At 50.9% G+C, this 22300-nt stretch carries 14 protein-coding genes and 1 pseudogene; 8 read left to right on the top strand and 7 right to left on the bottom strand.

Annotation, left to right across the window (positions count from 1 at the left end; genetic code table 11):
* Positions 1 to 631 precede the first annotated feature (631 nt).
* Complete coding sequence (locus tag HY774_27150) at positions 632 to 2383, top strand: alpha-D-glucose phosphate-specific phosphoglucomutase (protein MBI4752181.1); 1752 nt, start codon at positions 632 to 634, stop codon at positions 2381 to 2383.
* An 87-nt stretch (positions 2384 to 2470) separates the two neighbouring features.
* Here the strand turns inward: HY774_27150 and HY774_27145 are convergent, their stop codons facing one another.
* Positions 2471 to 2923, bottom strand: coding sequence for a hypothetical protein (locus HY774_27145; GenBank protein MBI4752180.1), 453 nt, complete (start codon positions 2921 to 2923; stop codon positions 2471 to 2473).
* 303 nt (positions 2924 to 3226) lie between these two features.
* Positions 3227 to 4546, bottom strand: coding sequence for a peptidase (locus HY774_27140; protein MBI4752179.1), 1320 nt, complete (start codon positions 4544 to 4546; stop codon positions 3227 to 3229).
* A gap of 347 nt (positions 4547 to 4893) precedes the next feature.
* On the opposite strand from HY774_27140, the gene HY774_27135 reads away from it, so the two are divergent.
* From HY774_27135 to HY774_27120, 4 genes are read left to right on the top strand one after another with little or no spacing between them, the layout of a single operon-like run.
* Entirely contained in the window at positions 4894 to 5502 is a 609-nt protein-coding gene (locus HY774_27135) for a nuclear transport factor 2 family protein (GenBank protein ID MBI4752178.1), read from the top strand.
* 60 nt (positions 5503 to 5562) lie between these two features.
* Positions 5563 to 7698 (top strand): amidohydrolase family protein, encoded by a 2136-nt coding sequence (locus tag HY774_27130; protein ID MBI4752177.1) that lies wholly within the window; start codon positions 5563 to 5565, stop codon positions 7696 to 7698.
* Positions 7698 to 8312, top strand: coding sequence for a phosphatase PAP2 family protein (locus tag HY774_27125; protein MBI4752176.1), 615 nt, complete (start codon positions 7698 to 7700; stop codon positions 8310 to 8312). The genes HY774_27130 and HY774_27125 overlap by 1 nt, the downstream gene beginning before the upstream one ends.
* 13 nt (positions 8313 to 8325) lie before the next feature.
* A complete protein-coding gene (locus HY774_27120) occupies positions 8326 to 8661 on the top strand; it encodes a hypothetical protein (protein ID MBI4752175.1) in 336 nt (111 codons plus the stop codon).
* A gap of 151 nt (positions 8662 to 8812) precedes the next feature.
* Here the strand turns inward: HY774_27120 and HY774_27115 are convergent, their stop codons facing one another.
* Positions 8813 to 9568, bottom strand: a complete 756-nt coding sequence (locus HY774_27115; protein ID MBI4752174.1) for a hypothetical protein — start codon at positions 9566 to 9568, stop codon at positions 8813 to 8815.
* Positions 9569 to 10040: 472 nt separating this feature from the next.
* Between HY774_27115 and HY774_27110 the strand changes: the two genes are divergently transcribed.
* The 3 genes from HY774_27110 to HY774_27100 all read left to right on the top strand — a co-directional run bounded on the left by HY774_27110 (position 10041) and on the right by HY774_27100 (position 16152).
* Positions 10041 to 10862, top strand: a complete 822-nt coding sequence (locus HY774_27110) for an AraC family transcriptional regulator (protein MBI4752173.1) — start codon at positions 10041 to 10043, stop codon at positions 10860 to 10862.
* 122 nt (positions 10863 to 10984) lie between these two features.
* On the top strand, positions 10985 to 11425 hold the full coding sequence (locus HY774_27105; protein ID MBI4752172.1) for a VOC family protein: 441 nt from the start codon (positions 10985 to 10987) through the stop codon (positions 11423 to 11425).
* Between the two features lie 566 nt (positions 11426 to 11991).
* On the top strand, positions 11992 to 16152 hold the full coding sequence (locus tag HY774_27100) for a protein kinase (GenBank protein MBI4752171.1): 4161 nt from the start codon (positions 11992 to 11994) through the stop codon (positions 16150 to 16152).
* Between the two features lie 288 nt (positions 16153 to 16440).
* On the opposite strand, the gene HY774_27095 is transcribed toward HY774_27100, so the two are convergent.
* From HY774_27095 to HY774_27080, 4 genes and pseudogenes are all read right to left on the bottom strand, one after another.
* Positions 16441 to 17457, bottom strand: coding sequence for a DUF4351 domain-containing protein (locus tag HY774_27095; protein ID MBI4752170.1), 1017 nt, complete (start codon positions 17455 to 17457; stop codon positions 16441 to 16443).
* Between the two features lie 668 nt (positions 17458 to 18125).
* Positions 18126 to 21431, bottom strand: a complete 3306-nt coding sequence (locus HY774_27090; GenBank protein ID MBI4752169.1) for a CHAT domain-containing protein — start codon at positions 21429 to 21431, stop codon at positions 18126 to 18128.
* 247 nt (positions 21432 to 21678) lie between these two features.
* Entirely contained in the window at positions 21679 to 22074 is a 396-nt protein-coding gene (locus HY774_27085; protein ID MBI4752168.1) for a delta-60 repeat domain-containing protein, read from the bottom strand.
* 21 nt (positions 22075 to 22095) lie between these two features.
* Positions 22096 to 22155, bottom strand: a pseudogene (locus tag HY774_27080) (hypothetical protein).
* Positions 22156 to 22300 lie beyond the last annotated feature (145 nt).

The following is a 22300-nucleotide window of genomic DNA, read 5'->3' as shown; positions in this document are numbered from 1 at the left end:
AAGGAATTCTTCCCGAACGCCGCAAGGCGGAAAAAGCCTGAATTTAGGGGTCAGGGGTCAGGGGCATAAGCGCCAGGAGAAGGAAATGTGAGCCTGTTTGAGACAAGGAGCTGGGGAGACAAGGCGACACGGAGACAGAGTTGAGAGCATGATTCCGCCGCTCCCAACCGGAGTTGATTCAAACTGACAACCTCTGTGGGATGGTTTCCGTGTCCCCTTATCTCCGTGTCCCCTTATCTCCGTGTCTCCCCTTTTCTTTGTCTCAAACACACTCAATTTTCCTTATTCTGGCGCTTATGAACCTGAACCCCTCCCCTTTCACGTGTAGGTTTTTTGATTTCATCCCGAAGGGATGGAGTAAGATGAGCCGGTCGGTTGCGAGGTTTGGGGAGCTACCACCGGATCTCGGCGCAACCCTCAATCTGCACCCGCACGGCCCGCGCCCCGCAAGGGCGCGGGCCGTGCGGTCAGAGAGAAATCCAACCCCTTTCCGGTGGTGGCGCGTTCAAAGCAACGCTGACCACCGGCTCACATGGCTCCATCCCTTCGGGATAAGAACCAATGGGCTCGGCCCAGTCGAACCCAAACAAAAAACCTACACGTGAAAGGAACCCCTCCCTGGTGTAACTCTATGGATATTCGGACCCTTCCGACAACGCCGTTTACTGACCAGAAGCCCGGTACTTCGGGCCTGCGCAAAGCAGTGACGGTCTTTCAGCAACCGCACTATCTGGAAAATTTTGTTCAATCCATTTTTGATTCGCTCGAAGGTTTTTCTGGCCAAACTCTGGTGCTTGGCGGAGATGGCCGGTATCACAACCGCCACGCCATTCAAACCATTTTGAAAATGGCCGCGGCCAACGGCTGGGGAAAAATCCTGGTTGGTCAAGGCGGTATCCTCTCAACACCCGCAGTATCGTGCATCATCCGCAAGTACAATGCATTCGGAGGCATTATCCTTTCCGCTTCGCATAACCCCGGCGGGCCACATGGTGATTTCGGAATCAAATACAACATCAGCAACGGCGGCCCGGCACCGGAAAAAGTGACCGAAGCCATTTTTGCCCGCACCAAAACGATTGCTGAATACCAAATCCTCGATGCTCCCGACATTAATCTTGACCAGTTGGGAACATCAACGCTTGGAAACACTGCCGTTGAAGTGGTTGATTCAGTGGCGGATTATGCCGAATTGATGGAAACACTCTTTGATTTTGCGGCCATCCGCGAGCTGGTCACGTCTGGTTCATTTCGAATGGCAATTGACTCGATGCACGCAGTCACTGGCCCGTATGCGCGTGAAATCTTTGAACATCGCCTGGGTGCCCCAGCCGGCACCGTGATGAATGGCATCCCGCTTGAAGATTTCGGCAATGGACATCCAGACCCAAATCTGGTGTATGCCCACGAACTGGTTGAAAAGCTGTTTGGTGATGACGTGCCGGATTTTGGTGCGGCTTCAGATGGCGACGGCGACCGGAACATGGTGCTCGGAGGAAACTTCTTTGTCACTCCGAGTGACAGTCTGGCGGTCCTGGCAGCTAATGCGACCCTGGTGCCTGGCTACCGGAACGGCATCGCCGGCGTGGCACGCTCAATGCCAACCAGTCAGGCAGCGGACCGGGTTGCAGCCAAACTTGGAATCAATTGTTTTGAGACGCCAACCGGATGGAAATTCTTTGGGAATCTTCTGGATGCCGGCACGGCTACCCTGTGCGGCGAAGAGAGTTTTGGCACGGGCTCAAATCACGTTCGCGAAAAAGACGGCCTGTGGGCGGTGCTTTTCTGGCTCAATATCCTGGCGGTGAGAAAACAATCGGTGGCTGAAATCGTCCGCGAACACTGGCAAACCTATGGCCGGAATTACTACTCCCGGCACGATTATGAAGAAATCGCCATCGAACCAGCCAATCAACTGATGAATCAACTTCGGGCGGCCCTGGGCGAAATGCCAGGAAAAACACTTGGAAGCTATCAGGTCGAATATGCCGATGATTTTAGCTACACCGACCCGGTGGACGGGAGCGTGAGCCAGAAACAAGGTGTCAGAATTGGATTTACCGACGGTTCGCGGATTGTCTTCCGGCTCTCAGGCACTGGAACGAAGGGCGCAACGCTTCGGGTGTATTTTGAAAAGTATGAACCTGATGCCAGCAACCATGGCCTGGATCCACAAACGGCCCTGGCCGACCTGATTACGATTGCCGATGACGGGGTTCAGGGTTCAGGGTTCAGGGTTCAGGGTTCAGGGTTCAGGGTTCAGGGTTCAGGGTTCAGGGTTCAGGGTTCAGGGTTCAGGGTTCAGGGTTCAGGGTTCAGGGTTCAGGGTTCAGGGTTCAGGGTTTTCGAAAGGGAACTGATTCAACACACCTACGTCCTGTAGCATTTATGTCCTTTTCGTCCCTTTTGTCCTTTTCGTCCTTTCCGTCGTTGAACCTGGAACCCGGAAGCCCGGAACCCAAAAGCAGATTTAGCCTGAAATCCGCACCAGGAAAACAAATTCATTTGCCACATCCAGCGTCCGGATGAAATAACTGGGCAGGTTCAGTTCCTGGCCAATACAGATGCCTGCCTCGACTCCGATGACACCCAGTTTGTCGGTCAGTGGAGGAACACTCACCCACCGGGACCGGCCTTCATAAAACGGAACAAACACTGAATATTCAACATTTGACCAGTCGCGATAGGTGATATCGCCGCCAGGGCGTGAATTCCAGGTCGCAAACATGGCCTGGTACCATTCCGGGTACGTGTAGCGCTCAATACATTGATAGGGACTCCAGCCTGGAAGCGTTTCTTCTGGATGGACAAGCGTGATTTTGGTTTCCCCATCCTTCCTGGAAATCTGATACAACTCATCCTCAACAATTTCATAAAAGTTGGTGATGAAATCATAGGCCGCAAAGGCAGCCAGATGGTCCAAAACTTCGGATTTGGTGGGTTCGCCTGGCAGGGCGCCACCTAACCCAAGACTTATGATGGCCGGTATATCGTTTTTTCTCCTGATCCTGACAAAACTTGTGTGGTGTGTACCAAACGCCGGAATGTTGAATCAAGCGTTGACAGAGTGCAAACTCATTCTTGTAAGGTATTGAAAGTGAGCCACATAACCAATTGTTCAACCTTGAACAATTTTTATTGAACGCCAGAGCACCACCTAAAAATGGGCTCACAACTCGCTCTTTCTGACACTCCTCGCAACTCGCTACTCCCGACTCGCTCTGTATCACTCAACCACCAGCACCGAGTTTGAATACTGTCCCTCGGTGGTTGTCTTCGGGTTTCCAGGATCGAGAATCCACTTTCCATCCACCACAAATTTGTAAGTATGGCGTCCAGGGGTGATTTCGACTTTGGCTACCCAGGTGTTGCCTTGTCGCGTGAGGGGGTTGGCGCGTGGCGCCCAGAAGTTGAAACTCCCGGCCACGGTGATTGATCTGGCCGATTCAAAGCCTTTCAAGGTGAAGGTGAAGGTTTTGATTTTGATCGGGCTTTCTTCAAGTTCGGCGAGAGCGGCGGTGAGATTTGCTTTCCAGCCAGGATCCGTGGTTTTTGAAATCAGTTCTTTGAGAGCCAGTGTGTGGGCTGTGTGGAGGGCCTGAATCGGAGCGATTTTGATGTTTGGTTCGACGCCAACTCCTTCCCAGTTAGTTTTGGTAATCGGATTGATCGCACGACCATGGGGAATCCAGACGGAAAAATGTTCGGTTGCCTGGCGCGGCCCACCCGGATTGGCCCCGCCACCGGTTGGGTCGCCGATGATAGTGGCCCGCTTGAGATTTTTCAGATCGTAGGCAAATTCTTCAGCGCCGGAAAATGTCTTGCCACTGGTAAGAACATACATCGGCTTGTTCACATAGCGTTTCCCTGGAACATACGCCCAGGTCCAGAACTGTCGCGTGCTGTCATCGTCGCGCCAGTAAATATCATTGAGGTGAACAGGCTGTTCGAAAAAGTAAGTACACAACATCGGAATCGCATCTGGTGACATGCTGCCGTTGCTGGCCCGGACATCAATAATCAAGGCATCGGTGTTGGCCAGATAACCCATCAACGCGGCATAGGTTTCAGCCGCAATTTCCGGCGGAGCAAAATACTTAAAATCCACATAGCCGACATTGCCCTTGAGAATATCCACTTTGGTGATTCCAAAATTTTCACGAGACAAATTCCGACGCAGTTGCTCAAAGTACTCAGGTGTTGGGACAAACTTTCCGGCTGGCTCTGGCGGGTGAGGCTCTGCCGAATATTCAACGCGAATATGCAAATCGTGGCTCACACCACGCAAATCTTCAGTCAGCTTCAGAGCCAGGGCCGGGCCATCTTCAATGGCATCATATTCCTTGCGAGCGATCCGGGCGCGGACATCCGCTTCCATTTTCCTGGCAACGTCGGGAAACACATAGCTTTCGTTCAGGCATTTCAAAATGGCGTTGATGCTGGCAGTCCGGGTGGCAGCGTCCAGTTTGGTGGTTTGAGCCAGAGACACAACCGGCAAAAGTGCAATCAACACGCAAACCAGTTGCAATTGGGCAAGGAACTTCATAACAGCCTCCAACAGCAAAGAAAACCGGGGGATTATTTTTGGAATTTGACGCGGATCGAAATCGGACGAGAGATCGAATTGATCGCGTCGGATGAATGAAGTCGTGGGTACGAGTAACTGATCAGGGTGTGTTCCAGGAACTTTCGTGCGGTGAAGCTTCCAGCAAGGTTTCACAACCTTGCCATCTCCGGTATGATTCGGCCTCGGTTCGTGCGGTGACCATCCCAGTCTAAATGATTCAAAAAATGCAAACTACTTCCTGTAAATAATTGATTCTACTGGGGATAGTGTATTGTTCAACCTTGAACAATTTTTACTGAACGCCCTTTCTACCTTTCGGAGGACCTATGTCGAAAGTTCTTGCCCGCTTTGCCCCGATCATATTGTCCAGTTTGTTTTTGATCGTGCTGGCAATCCCATTGAGTGCTCAAGAAGAACGCCACCAGGATCACGAAGAGCTTCGTGCGCTGTTAAAAACCGCAACCGACGCCCTCAACGCACGAAATTTCGATGCGCTGGCACCGCATTTATACCGGCAGTTTTCAATCACAACCGTGGATCAAAAAGAATTTTCCGACCTCAATTCCTTCAAATCGCATTACGCCGCATTGTTTTCCGGTGACAAACCCGTGTTGAAAGACATCTCGCTCAAACCCGTGGCTGACAAGCTGACGGTCTTTGCCGGAGACAACACCGGCGTGTGCTGGGGAACGTCAACCGACACGTTTACCTTTGCCGATGGTGAAACCCGGACCATGACCAGCCGCTGGACCGCGACAGTTGTCAAAGATGAGGGCAAGTGGAAAATCATGAGCGTCCATTTTGGGGCGAATTTTATGGACAATCCAGTCACTCAGACATTTCAGGGAATGCTCTACAAAATCGGCGGCGGCGCACTGGCGGCAGGCATTGTGCTTGGCGGACTCCTCGGATGGGTTCTTGGCCGACGGAAATAATAAAAACCAGGGCTGAGGGCTTGGGGCAATACAAGATTTTCAAGGCAATAGACATATCGAATGCTCGATCTTCTCATTCACAACGGCCTGATTTTTGACGGCCTCGGGTCTGCGCCTCAACGTGCCAGCCTCGCGGTTGAACAAGGCCGCGTCGTTGCAATTTCAGATCGAATTGATACCCCAGCCCGTGAGACAATTGATGCCGCTGGAATGTGGGTCACGCCTGGATTTCTCGACATTCACACCCACTATGATCTGGAAGTTGAAATCGCACCGGCACTGCTTGAATCGGTTCGCCACGGCGTCACGTCGGTGGTAATGGGCAATTGCAGTCTTTCGGCTACCGTCGGCAAACCCGCGATGCTGGCCGATATGTTTCAACGAGTTGAAACGCTGTCACCGGAATTGATTTGCAACTGGTTAAAAGCATCTGGAACGTGGAGCACGCCGCGCGACTACGTTGAACATCTGCGAAGTCTCCCGCTTGGACCAAACATTGCCCCGCTGCTGGGCCATAGCTGCATTCGCGCCGAAGTGATGGGCCTTGAACGCAGCCTGAAATCAGTTGCCACCGATACCGAATTGAGTCAGATGAAATCACTTGCCACCCAGGCCCTGGATGCCGGATGTATCGGGATTTCAATTGATATGGTGCCCTGGCATATGATGAGCGGCCAGTTTTGCGGTGTGACGATTCCCTCGCAGCACGCCGATTTTCGGGAATATGCCATGCTGGCTGATGTGTGCCGGGAACGCGACGCAGTGTTTCAGGTCACACCCAATCCCCAGAATATGCGGTCGTTTGCCAATATTTTGCTGTTGAGTTTGGGGATTGTTCGCAAACCACTGCGAATCACCATTTTAACCGCGCTTGATTCGGTTTCGGACCGCAATCTCTGGCGGGCATTTCCACTGACATTGACGCTGTTTAATTCGATTTTAGGGAGCAATATTCGGTTTCAAACCCTGACCGAACCATTCACCGTCTATTCGGATGGTCCGGTAACCCCACTGTTTGAAGAGTTTCCAACCGGTGTCCTGCTCAACAATGCCCAAACCGGCGCTGACCGGCGCCGCCTGTGGGCCAATCCAAATTTTCGCAGCCAGTTTCGGGATGAGTGGACTCGCGGTTGGCGCAAGACGTTTCATCGTGCGCTGGGGCTGATGGTCATTACCGATTGTCCAGATAAAAGCCTGATCGGAAAATCAATTGCCCAGGTGGCACGGTCAGCCGGGAAAGAACCGGTTGACGGATTTATTGACCTGCTCCAGGTCTATGACACCGATCTTCGCTGGGTCGCGACCGGTGCCAACGACCGTCAGGAACAGCGACTGGCTCTGATGAAACACCCCGAAATTCTGCCCGGTTTTACCGATGCCGGGGCACACGTTCGTAACCTTGGGTTTTATGACGGAGCGATTTCCCTGCTCCGACAGGCGGTGCAAACCGGCTTTCTGACTCCTGAACAGGCCGTGGCTCGGGTGACAGGCGAACCGGCCCGGTGGTTCAAACTTGATACCGGCACGCTCACCGTTGGCGCCAAAGCTGATCTGGTTTTGCTTCACCCAGAAGGACTTGCGACACCGATTGCTCCACAGGTCGAGATTTTGGATCCGGTCCTCAACCATACACCGCGAATGGTCAAGCGCGGCTCGGACGCCATCATTGATTCGGTGTTTATTGCCGGAAAACGAGTGTTTCACACTGGCGCCGCCCAATCCATTCTGGGAACTGAGCCGCTGGGGGAAGTTCTTGCATCAACCCCGTCGCTATCTGATTTCATACCGGAAAGTCACCGCTTCCGAAACCGAATCAATGATGATGTGGTGGATCATCCATTTACTGACTACTGGGAGATTTTCGTCCTGAAGCACCAAAATCCGTGGAATGTGGCTTTCCACTGTCTCGGTGTCGTCTATTTTTATGGCGTGATGGTCTGGGCCATTGTTGTTTGGAATTTCTGGCTGTTGCTGCTCTTGCCGGTATCGCAGGTGATTGGGCTGGTGGGGCACTTTTTGTTTGAGCGAAGCCACGTTGATCTGCAGGATGCGATTTTTTCACGCCGGGCGTCACGCTGTCTGAATAAAATGTTCTGGTTCATCATTACCGGAAGCTACTTTCCACTGGTACGACAGCTTCGGGCACAACTTGAAACCTACCAACACCAACATCAGCCATCCCGGTTTGAATCTTAATGTCCAGTGCGTTTCCATCCCTCCAACCCGAACACAAATGGCGAGCCGTCGCCTGGGGCTACGTAGTTTTTGCCGCTGGATACACGTTGACAGGATCCGTTCATTTTCGAGAACCGCAACCGTTGCCCTTCCTGGCGATTGATCGGCTGATTCCGTTCATTCCCTGGACAATGATGGTGTACCAGTCACAGTTTTTATTCTTGTTTGTTTGTTTCTGGTTGCATCGGCAAGGAAAAACGATAACCCAGACCTTTCACCGAATGGCCGTGGCGTGTGCGATTTCATTTACCACATTTCTGATGTTTCCGACGATTTTTCCCCGCACGTATCCTGATCCACAGGGTTGGCTGGCTGGGATGTACCAGACGCTGCACGCGATTGACGCTCCGACCAATTGCTTTCCGTCACTCCACGTGGCACTGGCGTTTCTGGCAGCACTGGGTGTCCTGGAAGAAAACGGCTGGCGTGCAACCTGGACACTCGTCTGGGCGCTGGCGATTACCCTTTCAACCCTGACCACGAAGCAACATTATGCCGTTGATCTGGCTGGCGGTTTTTTGGTGGTGCTGGTGGCCGTGGGCGTGGTCAAGGGATTGAACGGACGCAACTCCTGATGAGGCGGTCACAATGGCTATCTTTTGTGAATTTGAGATTGAAGTACTTCGCCAGCTTATCGCTCCAAAACTGGAGGCCGAAGTATTCAGAAAAATTATCCAGGAATCACAAGGTATTGACTATCATTTTTCTGGCTCAGGATATTTCCTTACGGTACGTCATCCTGAGATTCCAACCAGCCGGATAGTCTGCACTGACCCAACTGTACTTGGAAGATATGGGAATATACTGGTTGGGTTTGTTGTATTTGTTGAAAATAGTGAGCTGACACTTGAATGTCATGGATGGGGTTTAGATGAGCTTCCATTGGATTTTCGTGAACACCCCGTTTTGATTTCACTGGCTTAATCTTTCTTATGCCGTTCTATCAGCTTGACCAGTAGTCCTGTCCACAGCAAGGTTTGGGTTTTCAGCCCAGTTTCTGAGCTAAAAACTACTTTCAAATGCCAAAGACGGGACGCTGGCTGTCGCGTTGAAATTAACAGTTCTACACTTTTTCTCAAGAAAACCGTTGTTTTCGAGCTTCCTGATACAGAGCCTGAAGGTGTTTTTCTACCTTTTGTGCCCATTCAATCTCTTGATGTTCCCGGAGAACCATTGCGATATATTCCAATGATTTAACCACTTCAAGATCAAACGTTAACCCCAAAATCTGACACCCTAAATTACACTGATTGCTCATTTCCAGAGCAAGATTGATGAGTTCAGTCGCTCTTGTTCGCTCTTTTTTACCAAAATAAACGTCAGCCAGTTCAGTGAGCAAATTTATTTCCACATGTCCAAATCGGTCGATTGAGGCCAGAGCCAGTTGCGCTTCATTTATAATTTCTTGCACTTCTGAGAGTGGGTGATACCTGAGTTTTTTCGCCAGAAGAACCAGTGCAGCCGCTTTCTCAGATACTGCACCGGGGCAATTGGAGAGGTTGGGAATTGAAATCGCTATCGCCCTTGCACGATCAAATAAACCAGCACGTGCCAGGTCGCTGGCTAATATTGCCAGAGCCTGACCTTGTTCATCTGGGTCATCCTGGATAGAGCGGGCAACTGCCTCTGCCCTATCCCACTGCTGATATCGGGACAATGTCCACGAATAATGACACACCAGATGATTAGGAATTTGAGTTTTCCCAGGCGGGATAATTCGAGCAATTGAGTCCAATGGTTCCTCATCTGGAAATCCACCAGCCTGCATTATGTCCTGTACTATTTTGTCGATTGAATGGTCATCATATTGGCCAGGAAAGAAGAAATTCATCAGCCCTACCTTTCGTCAAAATAAAATTCAACAATCTTTGTTAAATCTCGCCGTTACAGGATCAGCAACATCAATTATTTATTCAGTTAACGACGCTTGTTCACCTGTAAGTGAATCAATGACCTTCCATCTTACCAAACCTGATCCTTTGATTTGTCCTGAAAAATACTGTTTTCACTGGGTGAAGTAAGGGAGAATCTGGTCTCGGGATTGTATGAAGCTTTGGCCGAGAGGGACCATGGGCTTTCGCACCACGGCTACCTGACGACGATCCCGCGGGCCTAAAACCCCTTATCCTGGCGCTTATGCGGTGACAAGCTGACACAATGACCAGAGAGTTTTTTTCATCCCTCATCCCTCATCCCTCATCCCTTAAAGAACCCGGAACCCGATGTTTTCCTGATGACTTTTCGAAAAATTCTGGTACTCTCCCGACATCCACCTATCACTCTGTAATCCATTTGGAGGTGCGATGACGGCCATCCTTTACCGACCACAACCACCACTTTCACAGTTCGTCGAAACCATCTGGATGTTTGAAGGGCACGTCCCCCAGCACCGTCGGGAACGCATTCTCCCAACGGGGGTGATGCAGATGGTGATTAACCTTCACGAAGAGGACCTTCGCATTTATGACCGGCAGCATCCTGACCGATATCAGAGTTTTGGAGGCGGGCTGCTTTCGGGAACGCATTCAGAGTACATTGTGGTGGATACTTCGCAACAGGGATCAGTCATCGGTGTTCACTTCAAACCTGGCGGCGCATTTCCGCTCTTTCGGATGCCGGCTGATGAATTGAAAGATACAGCGGTGTCACTCGAAACACTGTGGAAAATCCACGCTACCGTCCTGCACGAGCAATTGCTGGCGGCAGCAACTCCACTGTTGAAAGTTCGACTGCTGGAGCAATTTTTACTGGCTCAGGCGGCCCGGCCCTGGGAACGACATCCTGCCGTTGCCTTTGCACTCAATGAATTTACCCGTGGACCACTCACCCGGCCAATTTCAGAAATTACTGACCAGATTGGCCTCAGTTCACGGCGATTTATCCAGGTTTTTAAACAAGAAACCGGACTCACGCCAAAGGTATTTTGTCGCATCCAGCGCTTTCAGAAAGTATTGGCCACGATTGGAATGAATCAAGACATTGATTGGGTGGACCTGGCCCTGGAGTGTGGCTACTTTGATCAGGCGCATTTTATCCATGATTTTCGGTCATTTGCTGGGTTGAGCCCTTCAACCTATCTGGCCCACCGTACCAACCACATCAATCACGTCCCGCTGGTTGAATAAGGTCAAATTTTTACAATCAATATTTCTCAGTTATAGGGTAAACTGGCTTCACCTTCAACACGAGCACAGGCACGCATTCAAGGCGTGCCCTCATCAAAACTGATTTATACAAGGAGAATTTTATGGCCAGCAACGTGAAACCAATTCCTGAAGGCTATCACACCGTCACCCCTTATTTAGTCGTTGAGAACGCCGAAAAACTGCTTGAATTCTTGACCAGTGCCTTTGATGCCAAAGTCACCTTCTGCACCCGGCATTCGGATGGAGCTGTCGGACATGCTGAAGTCAAAATTGGAGATTCGATGATCATGATCGGCGAGGCCGGTCCCCAAAGTCAGCCGATGCCATCCATGCTGTACCTGTATGTCCCAGATACTGATGCCACGTACAAACAAGCGGTTGAGGCGGGGGGCATTTCAATTATGGAACCCGCCAACCAGTTTTATGGCGACCGAAATGCTGGCGTCAAAGACCATTGCGGCAACCAGTGGTGGATTGCAACTCACGTGGAAGACGTTTCACCCGAAGAGCTTGAACAACGCGCCAAAGCCCATGGGAAGTAGGGAAATGACAAGGGGACAAGGTGACAAGGGGACAAGGTGACAAGATGACAAGGTGACAAGGTGACTGAGTGACAAATCAAGATATTTGGGACTGTCCAAATTTTTCTGTAACCAGTCAATTTAACCTGAAAAAACCGGGTGGTCGGCTCTTTCTTTAGCTGCTAAGTATTAAATATAAATAACTTACCTGGATTTAGAAACCGAGCTAAAAATCCAGTTTAGCCATTTACGCAAAAAATTGAAAAGTCTCGATTTGTCACTCAGCCATCTTGTCACCCTGTCATTTTGTCCCCTTGTCACCCTGTCATTTTGTCACCCTGTCACCCTGTCACCTTGTCACCCTGTCACCTTGTCACCTTGTCACCCTGTCACCTTGTCATCTTGTCACTCTATCATCTTGTCGCCGTACTATCTCTCCTCATTCCTTTTTCACAAGTGGTTGAACATCGTGGCACTTCCCGGCATAATAGCCGGGCCTGAAATCATGCATTCCTGTAATCCACCCTCCAACCCTTTAGGTCACGATGCCCCCACAAGAGGCTTTCCACGGAACCGAGCGATTCGAAGTGCGCCGCAGACTCGGCGGCGGCGCCTTTGGTGTGGTGTATGAAGTCTTCGACCGCCAGCGTGAAAGTACTGTTGCCCTTAAATTACTCCGTCAGGCAGATTCCGCGCCGCTCTATTTGTTTAAACAGGAATTCCGCAACCTGGCCAATCTGGTCCATCAGAATCTGGTCACGTTGTATGAACTGCAGGCCGATGCCGACCAGTGGTTTTTCACCATGGAACTGGTCGAGGGAATTGATTTCCAGCGGTATGTTGCGTCGCAACAGTCTCCGGTTCGAGCTGATACCACGACCATCCTTGGGTTGCCAACGGCGGATTCCGCTCCGACCAATCTTCCATCGGAACAGGTGCCGACCTCAATTCTGACCGAAACTGGCAGTTCGATGAGTTCCGACCCGACCAGCGACATTCAGATTTTTATTCGCTCGGGCAACAACCATACCGGAAGTTCATCACCGACGGTTGATTCGTTTGGTGAATTGATTTCCGAAGCCCCAACGGTTGATTCGCTTTCCGGCCTGATTGCGGAAAACTCCATGGTTGATTCATTCTCTGGACCGATATCTGAGACGCCAACGGTTGATTCGCTTGAAGGATTGTCGGAAGCTCCAACCGTTCATTCCCTTGAGTTTACCTCAGAGACACCCACGGTTGATTCCTCCGCCTTTGCTCTGAATCGCAGCACACTGGGAAAAACCATTCCGGCCCAGGTGACTGTTACCCAGCTTGCCTACACGTTTAACGAAGCACGGTTACGAGAGGGAATGCGTCAGTTAGTGGCTGGGGTGAATGCTTTGCACGAAGTCGGAAAGCTCCATCGGGACTTAAAACCCTCAAACGTGCTCGTAACCCCGGAAGGGCGGGTGGTGATTCTCGATTTTGGCCTGGTGGCTGAGTTGAAAGAATATGCCGACCCTGGCAATCGTGAAATCATTGGAACCCCAGCTTATATGTCACCAGAGCAGGCGGTTGGAAATGAACTGACCCCGGCGAGCGATATGTACAGCATCGGCGTCATGCTCTATGAAGCCCTGACCGGTCGGCTGGTGTTTACGGGTGATGTTTACACGATCATTCGGCGCAAATACCACGAAGATTTTTTGCCACCGAAAATGCTGGTCAACCAGATCCCAGATGATCTCAACACGTTGTGTTGTGAACTGCTCAACCGGGATCCAAAATTGCGACCAACGGCCAAAGAGGTTTTGCGCCGCCTCAATCGCCTGGAAGTTGCCGCCACCTCCACCCAACCTCCAGCTCCGTCTCGAACCCGAACGACCCGCCCCGAAGATGACAGCGGAGGCATTCCCCTTGTTGGACGCACCCACCATTTAAAGCAATTGCAGGAAGCCTTTGACCTTTCGCGTCAGGAACCAGTGGTCGCCACCGTTCACGGACATTCTGGAATGGGAAAAAGCGTGCTGGTTGATTGTTTTCTGGGAGATTTGAAAAAACAGGCGCCGCCGCCGATTGTGCTTTCGGGACGGTGTTACGAACAGGAATCAGTTCCTTACAAAGCCTTTGACAGCATCGTGGATGTACTGAGCCGCCGGTTAAAGCACCTTTGGGGAAAAGAGCATCAACCTGAGTTTCCGGCTGATCTGCCAGTACTGGCCAAGCTCTTCCCAGTATTACGCCAGCTTGCTCCGATTGCCGAAGCCAGCCAGGCGGTGGATATTCCGGATTCCCAGGAATTGCGTCGCCGGGCATTTGGCGCCTTGCGCGCCGTTTTGTCCCAACTGGCGGCGCTGGCACCACTGGTGATCCACATTGACGACCTGCAATGGGGTGATGTTGATAGTGCCACCCTTCTGATGGAACTGGTTCGCCCACCAGACCCGCCGCCGATGTTTCTCATCGCTGGCTATCGAAGTGAAGAAGCTGAAACCAGTCCGTTCTTGAACATTTTTTTGCCAAAGCTCCAGGACAAAACCCTGATTGGGGCCCAGGTGCGTGAAGTCCGCGTCGGAGAGCTTTCAATGGATGAAGCTCGCAAACTGGTGCAGGCCATCCTGGGAAATGATCCAAATTCTGCTGACCGCGTCGAAGCCATCATCCGCGAGTCAGCCGGAAGTCCATTTTTTGTCAATGAACTGGCCCGGTACGCTCAAAACCATTCGATTTCACTGGCTGGCACTGGCGCCCGCGACACGCTCGATGCCGTCATCCGCGAACGCGTCAGCCAGTTGCCGGACATTGCCCGCCGGATTCTCGAAGTGGCCGCCGTTGCCGGCCAACCCGTGGGCCGACTGGTGGTCAAACGTGTGGCTGAAGCTGGAAGTGATGAACAGGCAGCGGTGATTTTGCTCCGGTCACAACACCTGATTCGGGTCCGTCGGGCCCACCACATGGAGGAAATCGAGCCCTATCACGACCGGATTCGCGAAGCGGTCGAACATGGGCTCGATGCCGACCAACTCAAATCTCACCATTACCGGCTCGCGGTCGAGCTTGAAGCCTTTGGCCATGCCGATCCGGAAACGCTGGCGGTTCACTATCGCGATGGCGGAGACCGATCCAAAGCCGCCCACTATGCCCTGGTGGCCGCCGAACAGGCTGAAACCGCCACGGCTTTTGACCGGGCGGTTCGGTTGTACCGCCTGGCGCTTGAACTTCGGGATGAAACCGCCGACCATCGGCAGTTACTGGTGAAACTGGGGAATGCCCTGGCCAATGCCGGTCGTGGGGCCGAGGCGGCTGAAACCTATCTCAAAGCGTCAGACCTCGTTTCAACCGAACTCTCAAAGGAAACGGCAATTGAATTGCGTCGCCGGGCGGCGGAGCAGTTCTTAAACAGCGGGCATATTGAAAAGGGGCTCACCTATACCGATCAGGTTCTGAAAGCAGTTGGGCTCAGGCTGGCACCGACACCGCGCCATGCGATGGCATCACTGATTTTGCGACGAATCTGGTTGATGATTCGGGGTTTTGGGTTTACCGAACGAACTGAAGCCGAAGTCCCACCGGAAGAATTACTCCGACTTGATATTTGCTGGTCAGTCGCCGCCGGCCTGGTTTTTGTGGACAATATCCGGTCGGCTGAATTTCAAACTCGATATCTTTTGTTTGCCCTCAAAGCGGGAGAACCCTTCCGGATCGCACGCGGCCTGAATTTATTTACTGGGGGATCATCGGTCACCGGGGGCCGCAGACTGGCACGCACCAAAAAACTCCTTGAAGCCTCCCTGGCAATGGCTGACCGGGTGCAACACCCTTACACCTCAGGGATGGTCAAAGTTACCTCGGGTCTGGTGGCATTTTATAATGGCGGATGGAAAGAATCCATTGAATTGCTTGATCAGGGAGAAGCCATCTTGCGGACTCGCTGCACGGGTGTTACCTGGGAGCTGAACACATCGCGCTATTACGCTCTCCGCGCCATGTTTTTCCTGGGCGACTTGCGGCAGCTCAATCGTGAATCGGCGGCCTTGATCCAGGATGCCCGCGAACGCGGCGACGTCTATGCCCTGGCTGGCTTGCGGTTACGGGGTGGATTTCTTTCCTATTTGATTCTGGATAATGTCGAGCAGGCACGATTTGAAGCCGAGGAAGGCATCCGACAATGGACCAGCCAGGGACATCACATCCAGCATTTCTTTTACCTGACGGCCCAGGTTGAAATTGAATTGTATGTCGGAAATGGCGTCAAAGCCTGGGAGATGCTCGCGGCCCGGTGGAAGGCATTTTCAAAGTCGCTCCTGTTTCGGGTTCAGACTTTATTGATCGAATTTCACTACCTGCGCGCCCGCAGCGGACTGGCTGCCTTCGTCCAGGATAGCGACGCCAAACGCCGTGCCCTCTATCTCAAGCAAGCCGAAGCCGATGCCCAGCGCATTGAAAAAGAACACATGGAGTGGTGTCTGGGGATTCCAGCTATCATTCGCGCCGGGGTTGCCGCCTGCGAAGGCCGTCGGGATGATGCCATCCGGTTGCTGACCGAAGCGGAAACCAGTTTCCAGAATGCCAATATGTGGCTGCATTCCACCGCGGCTCGATACCGGCGCGGACAACTTTTGGGCGGCTCAAAAGGAAAGACCTTGATGGATTCGGCTCGGGTCTGGATGAACGAACAGGAAATCAAGAACCCGGAACACACGGTGGATATGCTCATTCCAGGTATCAAGCCAAAAGAAGTAAAGTCGTCAGTACCACCGGCGTGAGTGGACTGGGTAATAGTCCCTGCTGCAAACCTCTCACTGCAAATAATTCTAAATACAATATTTAACTCATTGTTCAACCTTGAACAATTTTAATGGCGCCAATCAAAATCAAGCGAAAGTTTAGAGTTCCGCCTTCAGGCGGTAAAATCGGAATCAAGCGAGTTCTTGACTGGTTCATCCCACTTTCAAAGATTTCAAAAAACCGCCTGAAAGTGGAACTCTGAACTTCTTTCATATTTTTTAAGGTTCATTGGCCTCCAGATTATCGTCTACAATGACGCCAGATTCCTATTTTGAATCAGCCTTTGGGGGTTCATCCGATGACGCCATCGGCTCGCCAATCTTTTTGAGCCAGTTTTCCAGATCATCCAGCCTTTGAAAATCCAGCAATGCCTCGCCAAGTTGTTCAATCTGTTCAAGCACCAGCCCATTTATCTGCTCTTCCATCCAGGTCGGAAGCTCTCCACATCGCCGTTTTAATTGCTTCAAGGCCAGCAGCTTTTCCCCTTTTTGTACGCCTTGCTCCAGTCCTTGCTCCAGTCCTTGCTCCAGTCCTTGCTCCAACCCTTGTTGCAACCCTTGCTGGATTCCTTCTTCCTTCCAACTTGTTGTCAGTTCCATAACTTTCTCCTTTTCATCTGGTTGATAGGTTTCCAATTCCCGGTCAAATTCGGCACGTTCTTCCCGTTTCAGATTCAAATAGGTGTCTACAAACCCTGAAATGAGCTTCATTTTTGCATGATCGAGCTTGAGCGTCACCAAAAGCCGCAAACATTGGGCTTTCACCCGTGGACGGTCCGCCCTGGCAATCTTCATTTTCGCCATCAATGCCGCTGCCACTGGATTTGGCCGGTTTACGAAATCCCGCCAGTTCAGTCGGTTCAATTGCACCACCTGATAGTGAAATCTCAGCACATTCACATCTGGAAATGTCATTTCAAATGTCTCTGGCTGGGCTTTTTGTGGTGACTCAAACGACAATACCGCGATTGGATAAACCGGCAGCCGATGTTTCCAATACAGAAATGAGAAATACAAAAACACCCGCTCCCCAAACCAACTCTGCCAGTTCTCCTGGTTCTCGTTGTGGATCAGGAAAAATGCTCCGCTTCCCTGAAATCGGGTTTTGATCACCAGATCCGCTTCATATTCTTCGCCGTGGATCACATCCGTGAACATTTCCTTACCCAGAAACTCAATCGAGGTTGTGTCCATATAGGCCAGGACTTCCGGAAAAAACAATTCCAGAAACTCCACGAAAAATGTCGAAATCAACTGCTTAAACAACTGGTCATGGTCAATCATAGGTTGATCTTCTCTTGCCACCTGGCTTCAAGATGCCAGGGATACGGGCTTTTTTCCTGTGGAGTAATACCCACCCACGGATGCGGGTAGTACAGACTCATCGGTGCTTCTGATTGATCTTCAATACAAAATCCAGTCGAAACAGAAAGTACTATAGAATCTCAGAGAAAGAAACCACGGAACACACAGAATACACAGAAAATAAATCCAAATTTTTCAATAGTTTCCGAGACTTTTCAAAATAAAAACTCAGGAAATATTTTTCTGAAATACGATACTGACTACGACCTGGCATTAGAGGCTCATAATGCAAACCTGTAGCGGTAAATAGCTCTTTAAAATACACTTAACTCATTGTTCAACCTTGAACAATATTGAAGTGGTCAGTACCACCTGCGCGAGCGGGTGGGGGGTGGTCAGTACCACCTGCGTGAGCGGGTGGGGGGTGAAAGCAACCAGACCCACCCACTGGCTTATCACCGCTTTCCCACGCCATGACGTGTTGTGGCCAAATCCCTGTCCGGCCAAAGGTTCCAGCGATAAGTCGCTGGGTAACAAAGCTGCAACAAGTTGCAGCACTCCAAAGAAATATTTATCCGCGAATCCTGGCCTGTTTCACAAAACGGTGCAGTGAAGCTCCCTTCCTCTCTGAAGTGCGATTGATACGGCTATCGGTACTCCCCCTGCAACTGAAAGGCCGCCCAGTGAAAGGGAATCCGCCACCTGAGATTTTTTTTGTCCTTGAGCATCTCAATTTGCGCTGTGCGAAGCGCCTGGGCTGGAGGCAACGGATTGGTTTTGGAAAGCAGGTGCTGGTAAAAGCGCTTCACCAGTTCGGCGGTACTGGAGTCTGGAACACTCCATAATGTGGCGATAACCCGTGGCGAACCAGCATACATAAACGCTCGCGTCAGGCCGATGACGCCTTCGCCTTTGAGTTCTTTCCCAAGCCCTGATTCGCAGGCGCTCAGCACAACCAGGTCGGCATTGAGTTTGAGATCGTAGATTTCGTTGGAAAGTAAATACCCTTCCTGTTTTTGGGCCTGTTCGTCCACCAGTGACAGGACCAGTCCGGAAAACTCAGGTCGGGTGCTGTCAAACCGGCCATGGGTGGCAAAGTGGACAATCCGAAAAGGAGAAAGATCGGTCTCGGTCAGGCGCTTTTTGGAAGCCTGAAAGCCTTCGATGACCTGACAGTGGTTCGGTCCGGCCAGTTGCTGAATGACTCTGGCCTGTTCGCTTGTTCCAGGAATGGGGGTCCAGGTATCACCAACTACTGAAAGCAGCCGCTCTTCCTGATAGGTCCGAAACTGAACGGTTTCTGGTTTTGAGGTTGGTTGCTTACGGACTGTGCTTTTAAACCGGTCATCGGTTGGCGAAAAGACCGGGTTGGCCACAACAAAGGCGGTTTGGTCTCTTTGGGAGCGGTTTTTGAACGTCTCACGTACCACCGCCAGCGTTGACGCCGAGGGCTCAAACACCAATTCAAATTGCTCGATCAAATATTCCGGTGTCGGGTTGGGTTTGGATTGAACAGCTTTGACCTGGGCGGGTAACGCTCCAAATGGAAGATAAAACAAAGCGCCATCGGGAATGATGATCAACCGTTTGGCCGTTAGGCGGGATGCCAGTGGTTTGACAATCAGGTCACTGACGATTTTGCCAGCGGCTTTGACACTGCCTGGCGTTGAGCCGCCTTCATTTTTGCCGGTAACGTGGTTCACAAAGGTTCGGACCGCAGTTTCAATTTCCGTTCGTTTGGGCAACACAAACCCATCAATTCGGTCTTTGGAAATGACCCACGCAAAGCTTCGTTCTTCGCCAAGCTGATAGCTGACAAGCTGGGTATCGGCATCCAGTATCTGAGCCTGCACCTGACTTGCTGACAGTGGTTGGGGCGCCGTCAGGTTGGCAAACGCCGGATTGGCTTTTCGGATTTCGGTTTCGACCAGTTCGAGTTCTTTGGCCAGGACGTCCAGTTCTTGCTGGGCTTTGACCCGTTCCGGGTTCTCTTCGGGAAGTTGGGCTTTTTTGCCATCCAGGTTGTCTTTGAGAAGTGGAAGCACCGCTTCGGTTTTGGTGGCAATGGTTTGAGCCAGGGTATCACGGCGGGCGAGGAGTTCAGGCGGTACGTTGGTCGCGGCTGGGAGTTTTGATTCGGCGAGTTGTTCATTCAGGCTGCGGGCCCGGCGCTTTTCGCTGACCAGAAATGCCTCAGCGATGTGCCCGGCGGATGGGTCTTTTTCGTGGAGGCTAAACAACACATCAACCAGCAAATCGTAGGTGTTTTGAGAAAGCGTAAAAAAAAGCGCCCGATTTTGCGGTGTCACATAGCCTGACCGAACCTGTTCCACCGCCTCAATCGCAGCTTCAAGCAGCTTTTTGGCTTCCTGCAGGTTCCCCACTTTATATTCAAATTTGGCGAACCGATTGTAACAATCATAGAGCCCAAAGGTCTGTTTGAGTATCCGGCGGTTTTCAATGGCGAGTTGATAATATTCCCTGGCCCTGGATAGGTTCCCCAATGAATGATAAGCCTGGGCGATATAAATCAAGGTACCATATTCAGGCTCGTTGAGTTCTTTCGTCAGTTTAAGAACCTGAAAATAATATTCTAAAGCTTTTTCATGGTTTTTCATGCTGAAGTATGTAGACGCAATATTGCTGAGGGAGATGGCAATGAGGGCTGGACTATCAACCTTTCGGATTTCCACCAAACTTTGAGTGAAGTATTCCAGCGCCTGGTCAAATTTCTTCAGCCTCATACAAGAACTCCCACAACCCGTGAGCAAACTGAATTGGTCTACTGGGTTGTGTTGAGATTGTTGGCGAGCTAATCGTTCTTGACGAAGTTCCAGTGCTTTTTCATGGCGACCATCCATCGTATACATCCAGGCCAGGACCGAAGTGGTCAGATTTTCACCCTCAATATTCCCAAGTCGACCAAATATATCTTGTGCTTGCTGAATATAGTTCAGCGCCCGCTGATCATCTCCGTAGGTTTTATAATGGCGACTGAGGCGAGCGAGTGATTGGGCTTCGATGAATTGATCTTGTCCCTGGCGAGCAAGGTAAAGTGCCCGATTAAAACCTTCAAAGGATTTCTCAGAGTCGCCTGAATCTTCATATAACGACCCTAATTCGCTCTGGGCATACGCTTCCCATAAAACCTGGTTAGATTGTTGGCCATATTCAACTACTTTCATCAAGTAGGGTATCCCTTCTGAATACATCCGCATGCCCGCATAATTTGACCCAATTGTAAAATTCATCAACGCGACTTCTTCTTCATCTCCAGCAGTTCGATACAGTTCTCTGGCTGCCAGGTACAGTTCAATACCACGATTTCTTTTACCACTGAGCGCACAGGTTGCTCCTGTGAAATACAGGCTAGTGGCTTCCATCCAGGTATAGCCGAGCGAATGGAATAGATCGGTTGCAACCTGATACCGGTTAAGTCCTTCCAGAGTAGACTCTTTTTGTTCCTGGCGCAGGAGTGCCTCCGCTTGCTTGATGAGGTCAAGTGCCCTGATACATTCGCGATCAGGGTCAGTGGCCATCCGGTGGGTCCGAAGTTCGAGATTGTATTTCCCAGCCGTTGGAGATGGATGATATGGCACAACCTGGACTTCAAAGACCCCAGATTGAGCCGCAATCCAGAAGACCGGTTCCGGGCCATACATCCGGTCAAAATAATTGACCTGCACGACCTGATTTCCAGCTGGGTCAATGACCATCACGACCACATCAATCGCCTTTTGCTCCACGACGAGATGGACAAATTCACCTGCCGACAGATCAAGCGTGTAGCGGTGGGTCTCGCCAGCCTTCAACTCTTTTTCAATCGGTTTGCCCATTGAAAGCGATATTGGAGAGGTAGGGGATTGCGCCCGAATGACCAGAGACACCGGACCAACCAATTGAAGCCAGAGAACTGCCAGGCACAATACGACCTGTACTTTTTGAATATTCATAACCCAATCTCTTTCAATCAATTAAAAAACTGTTGAAAACCAATGGTCAGTTTGGAGTACTGACTTGAGGCTGAGAGTTTGGGGGAGTGTAGCACAAAGAAAGGTAAGGGAAAGAGCTGACGCAGCAGTCAGAGGAGTATCAATTGAGTGAGGGAAAAACAAAGGCGAATCTCAGTGAATGAGATTCGCCTTTTAATCCATTCTGGTTCGAACACAACCAGTCGGTGAATTGTCTCTCAAGACATCATTACAACAGGAAGTTTTGGGTCAGTTCGACTGTATTTGTAGACCCATTGTAGAGTCCTGAGCCGCTCGCAAATCCACGTACCCGAATGAAAAAGGATGTTCCAACCGGCAAACTGGTTCCGGTGAGTTGCCAATTGGTACCACTGCGTACACCGTTTCCAAGTGGTATCCAATTAATTCCATCAGTTGAGTATTCAAACTTTGTTCGTAAAACTTCGACTGTTGACCCTGAGCGAGTCCAGGTGATTGACGTTCCATCTGCTGCAACTGTCAGGGTTTGGACTGCGGCAGTGTTATTTGACAGACGGGTAATGTAAGGCCGATTCTGGTTGTTGACCAGCGTAAATGCCCCGCCAACCATCACTTTCCCATCCGCCTGGAGAGCAATTCCATACACTCGTTCGTTGATGTTGGTAACAAAGGTGTTATCAAGTGTTCCATTTGAATTGACACGTACCAGATATGGTCGGAGTTGGGCATTGAATTAGATACTCCGACAAAGTAACGTCTAGAAAAGAGAAGAAAAGTTGATAAAATTAAGAAGGACTGATCCATCCCCAAAGAGAAAGAGAACTGGAAGCGATGATGTACCGAAACCTGGAACAATTTTCCGAAAGCCGAAT

The sequence above is a fragment of the Acidobacteriota bacterium genome, assembly GCA_016208495.1.
Lineage (GTDB): Bacteria > Acidobacteriota > Blastocatellia > Chloracidobacteriales > Chloracidobacteriaceae > JACQXX01.
Note: the sequence above shows the minus strand (reverse complement) of the source record. Positions and strands in the feature narration are given on the sequence as shown.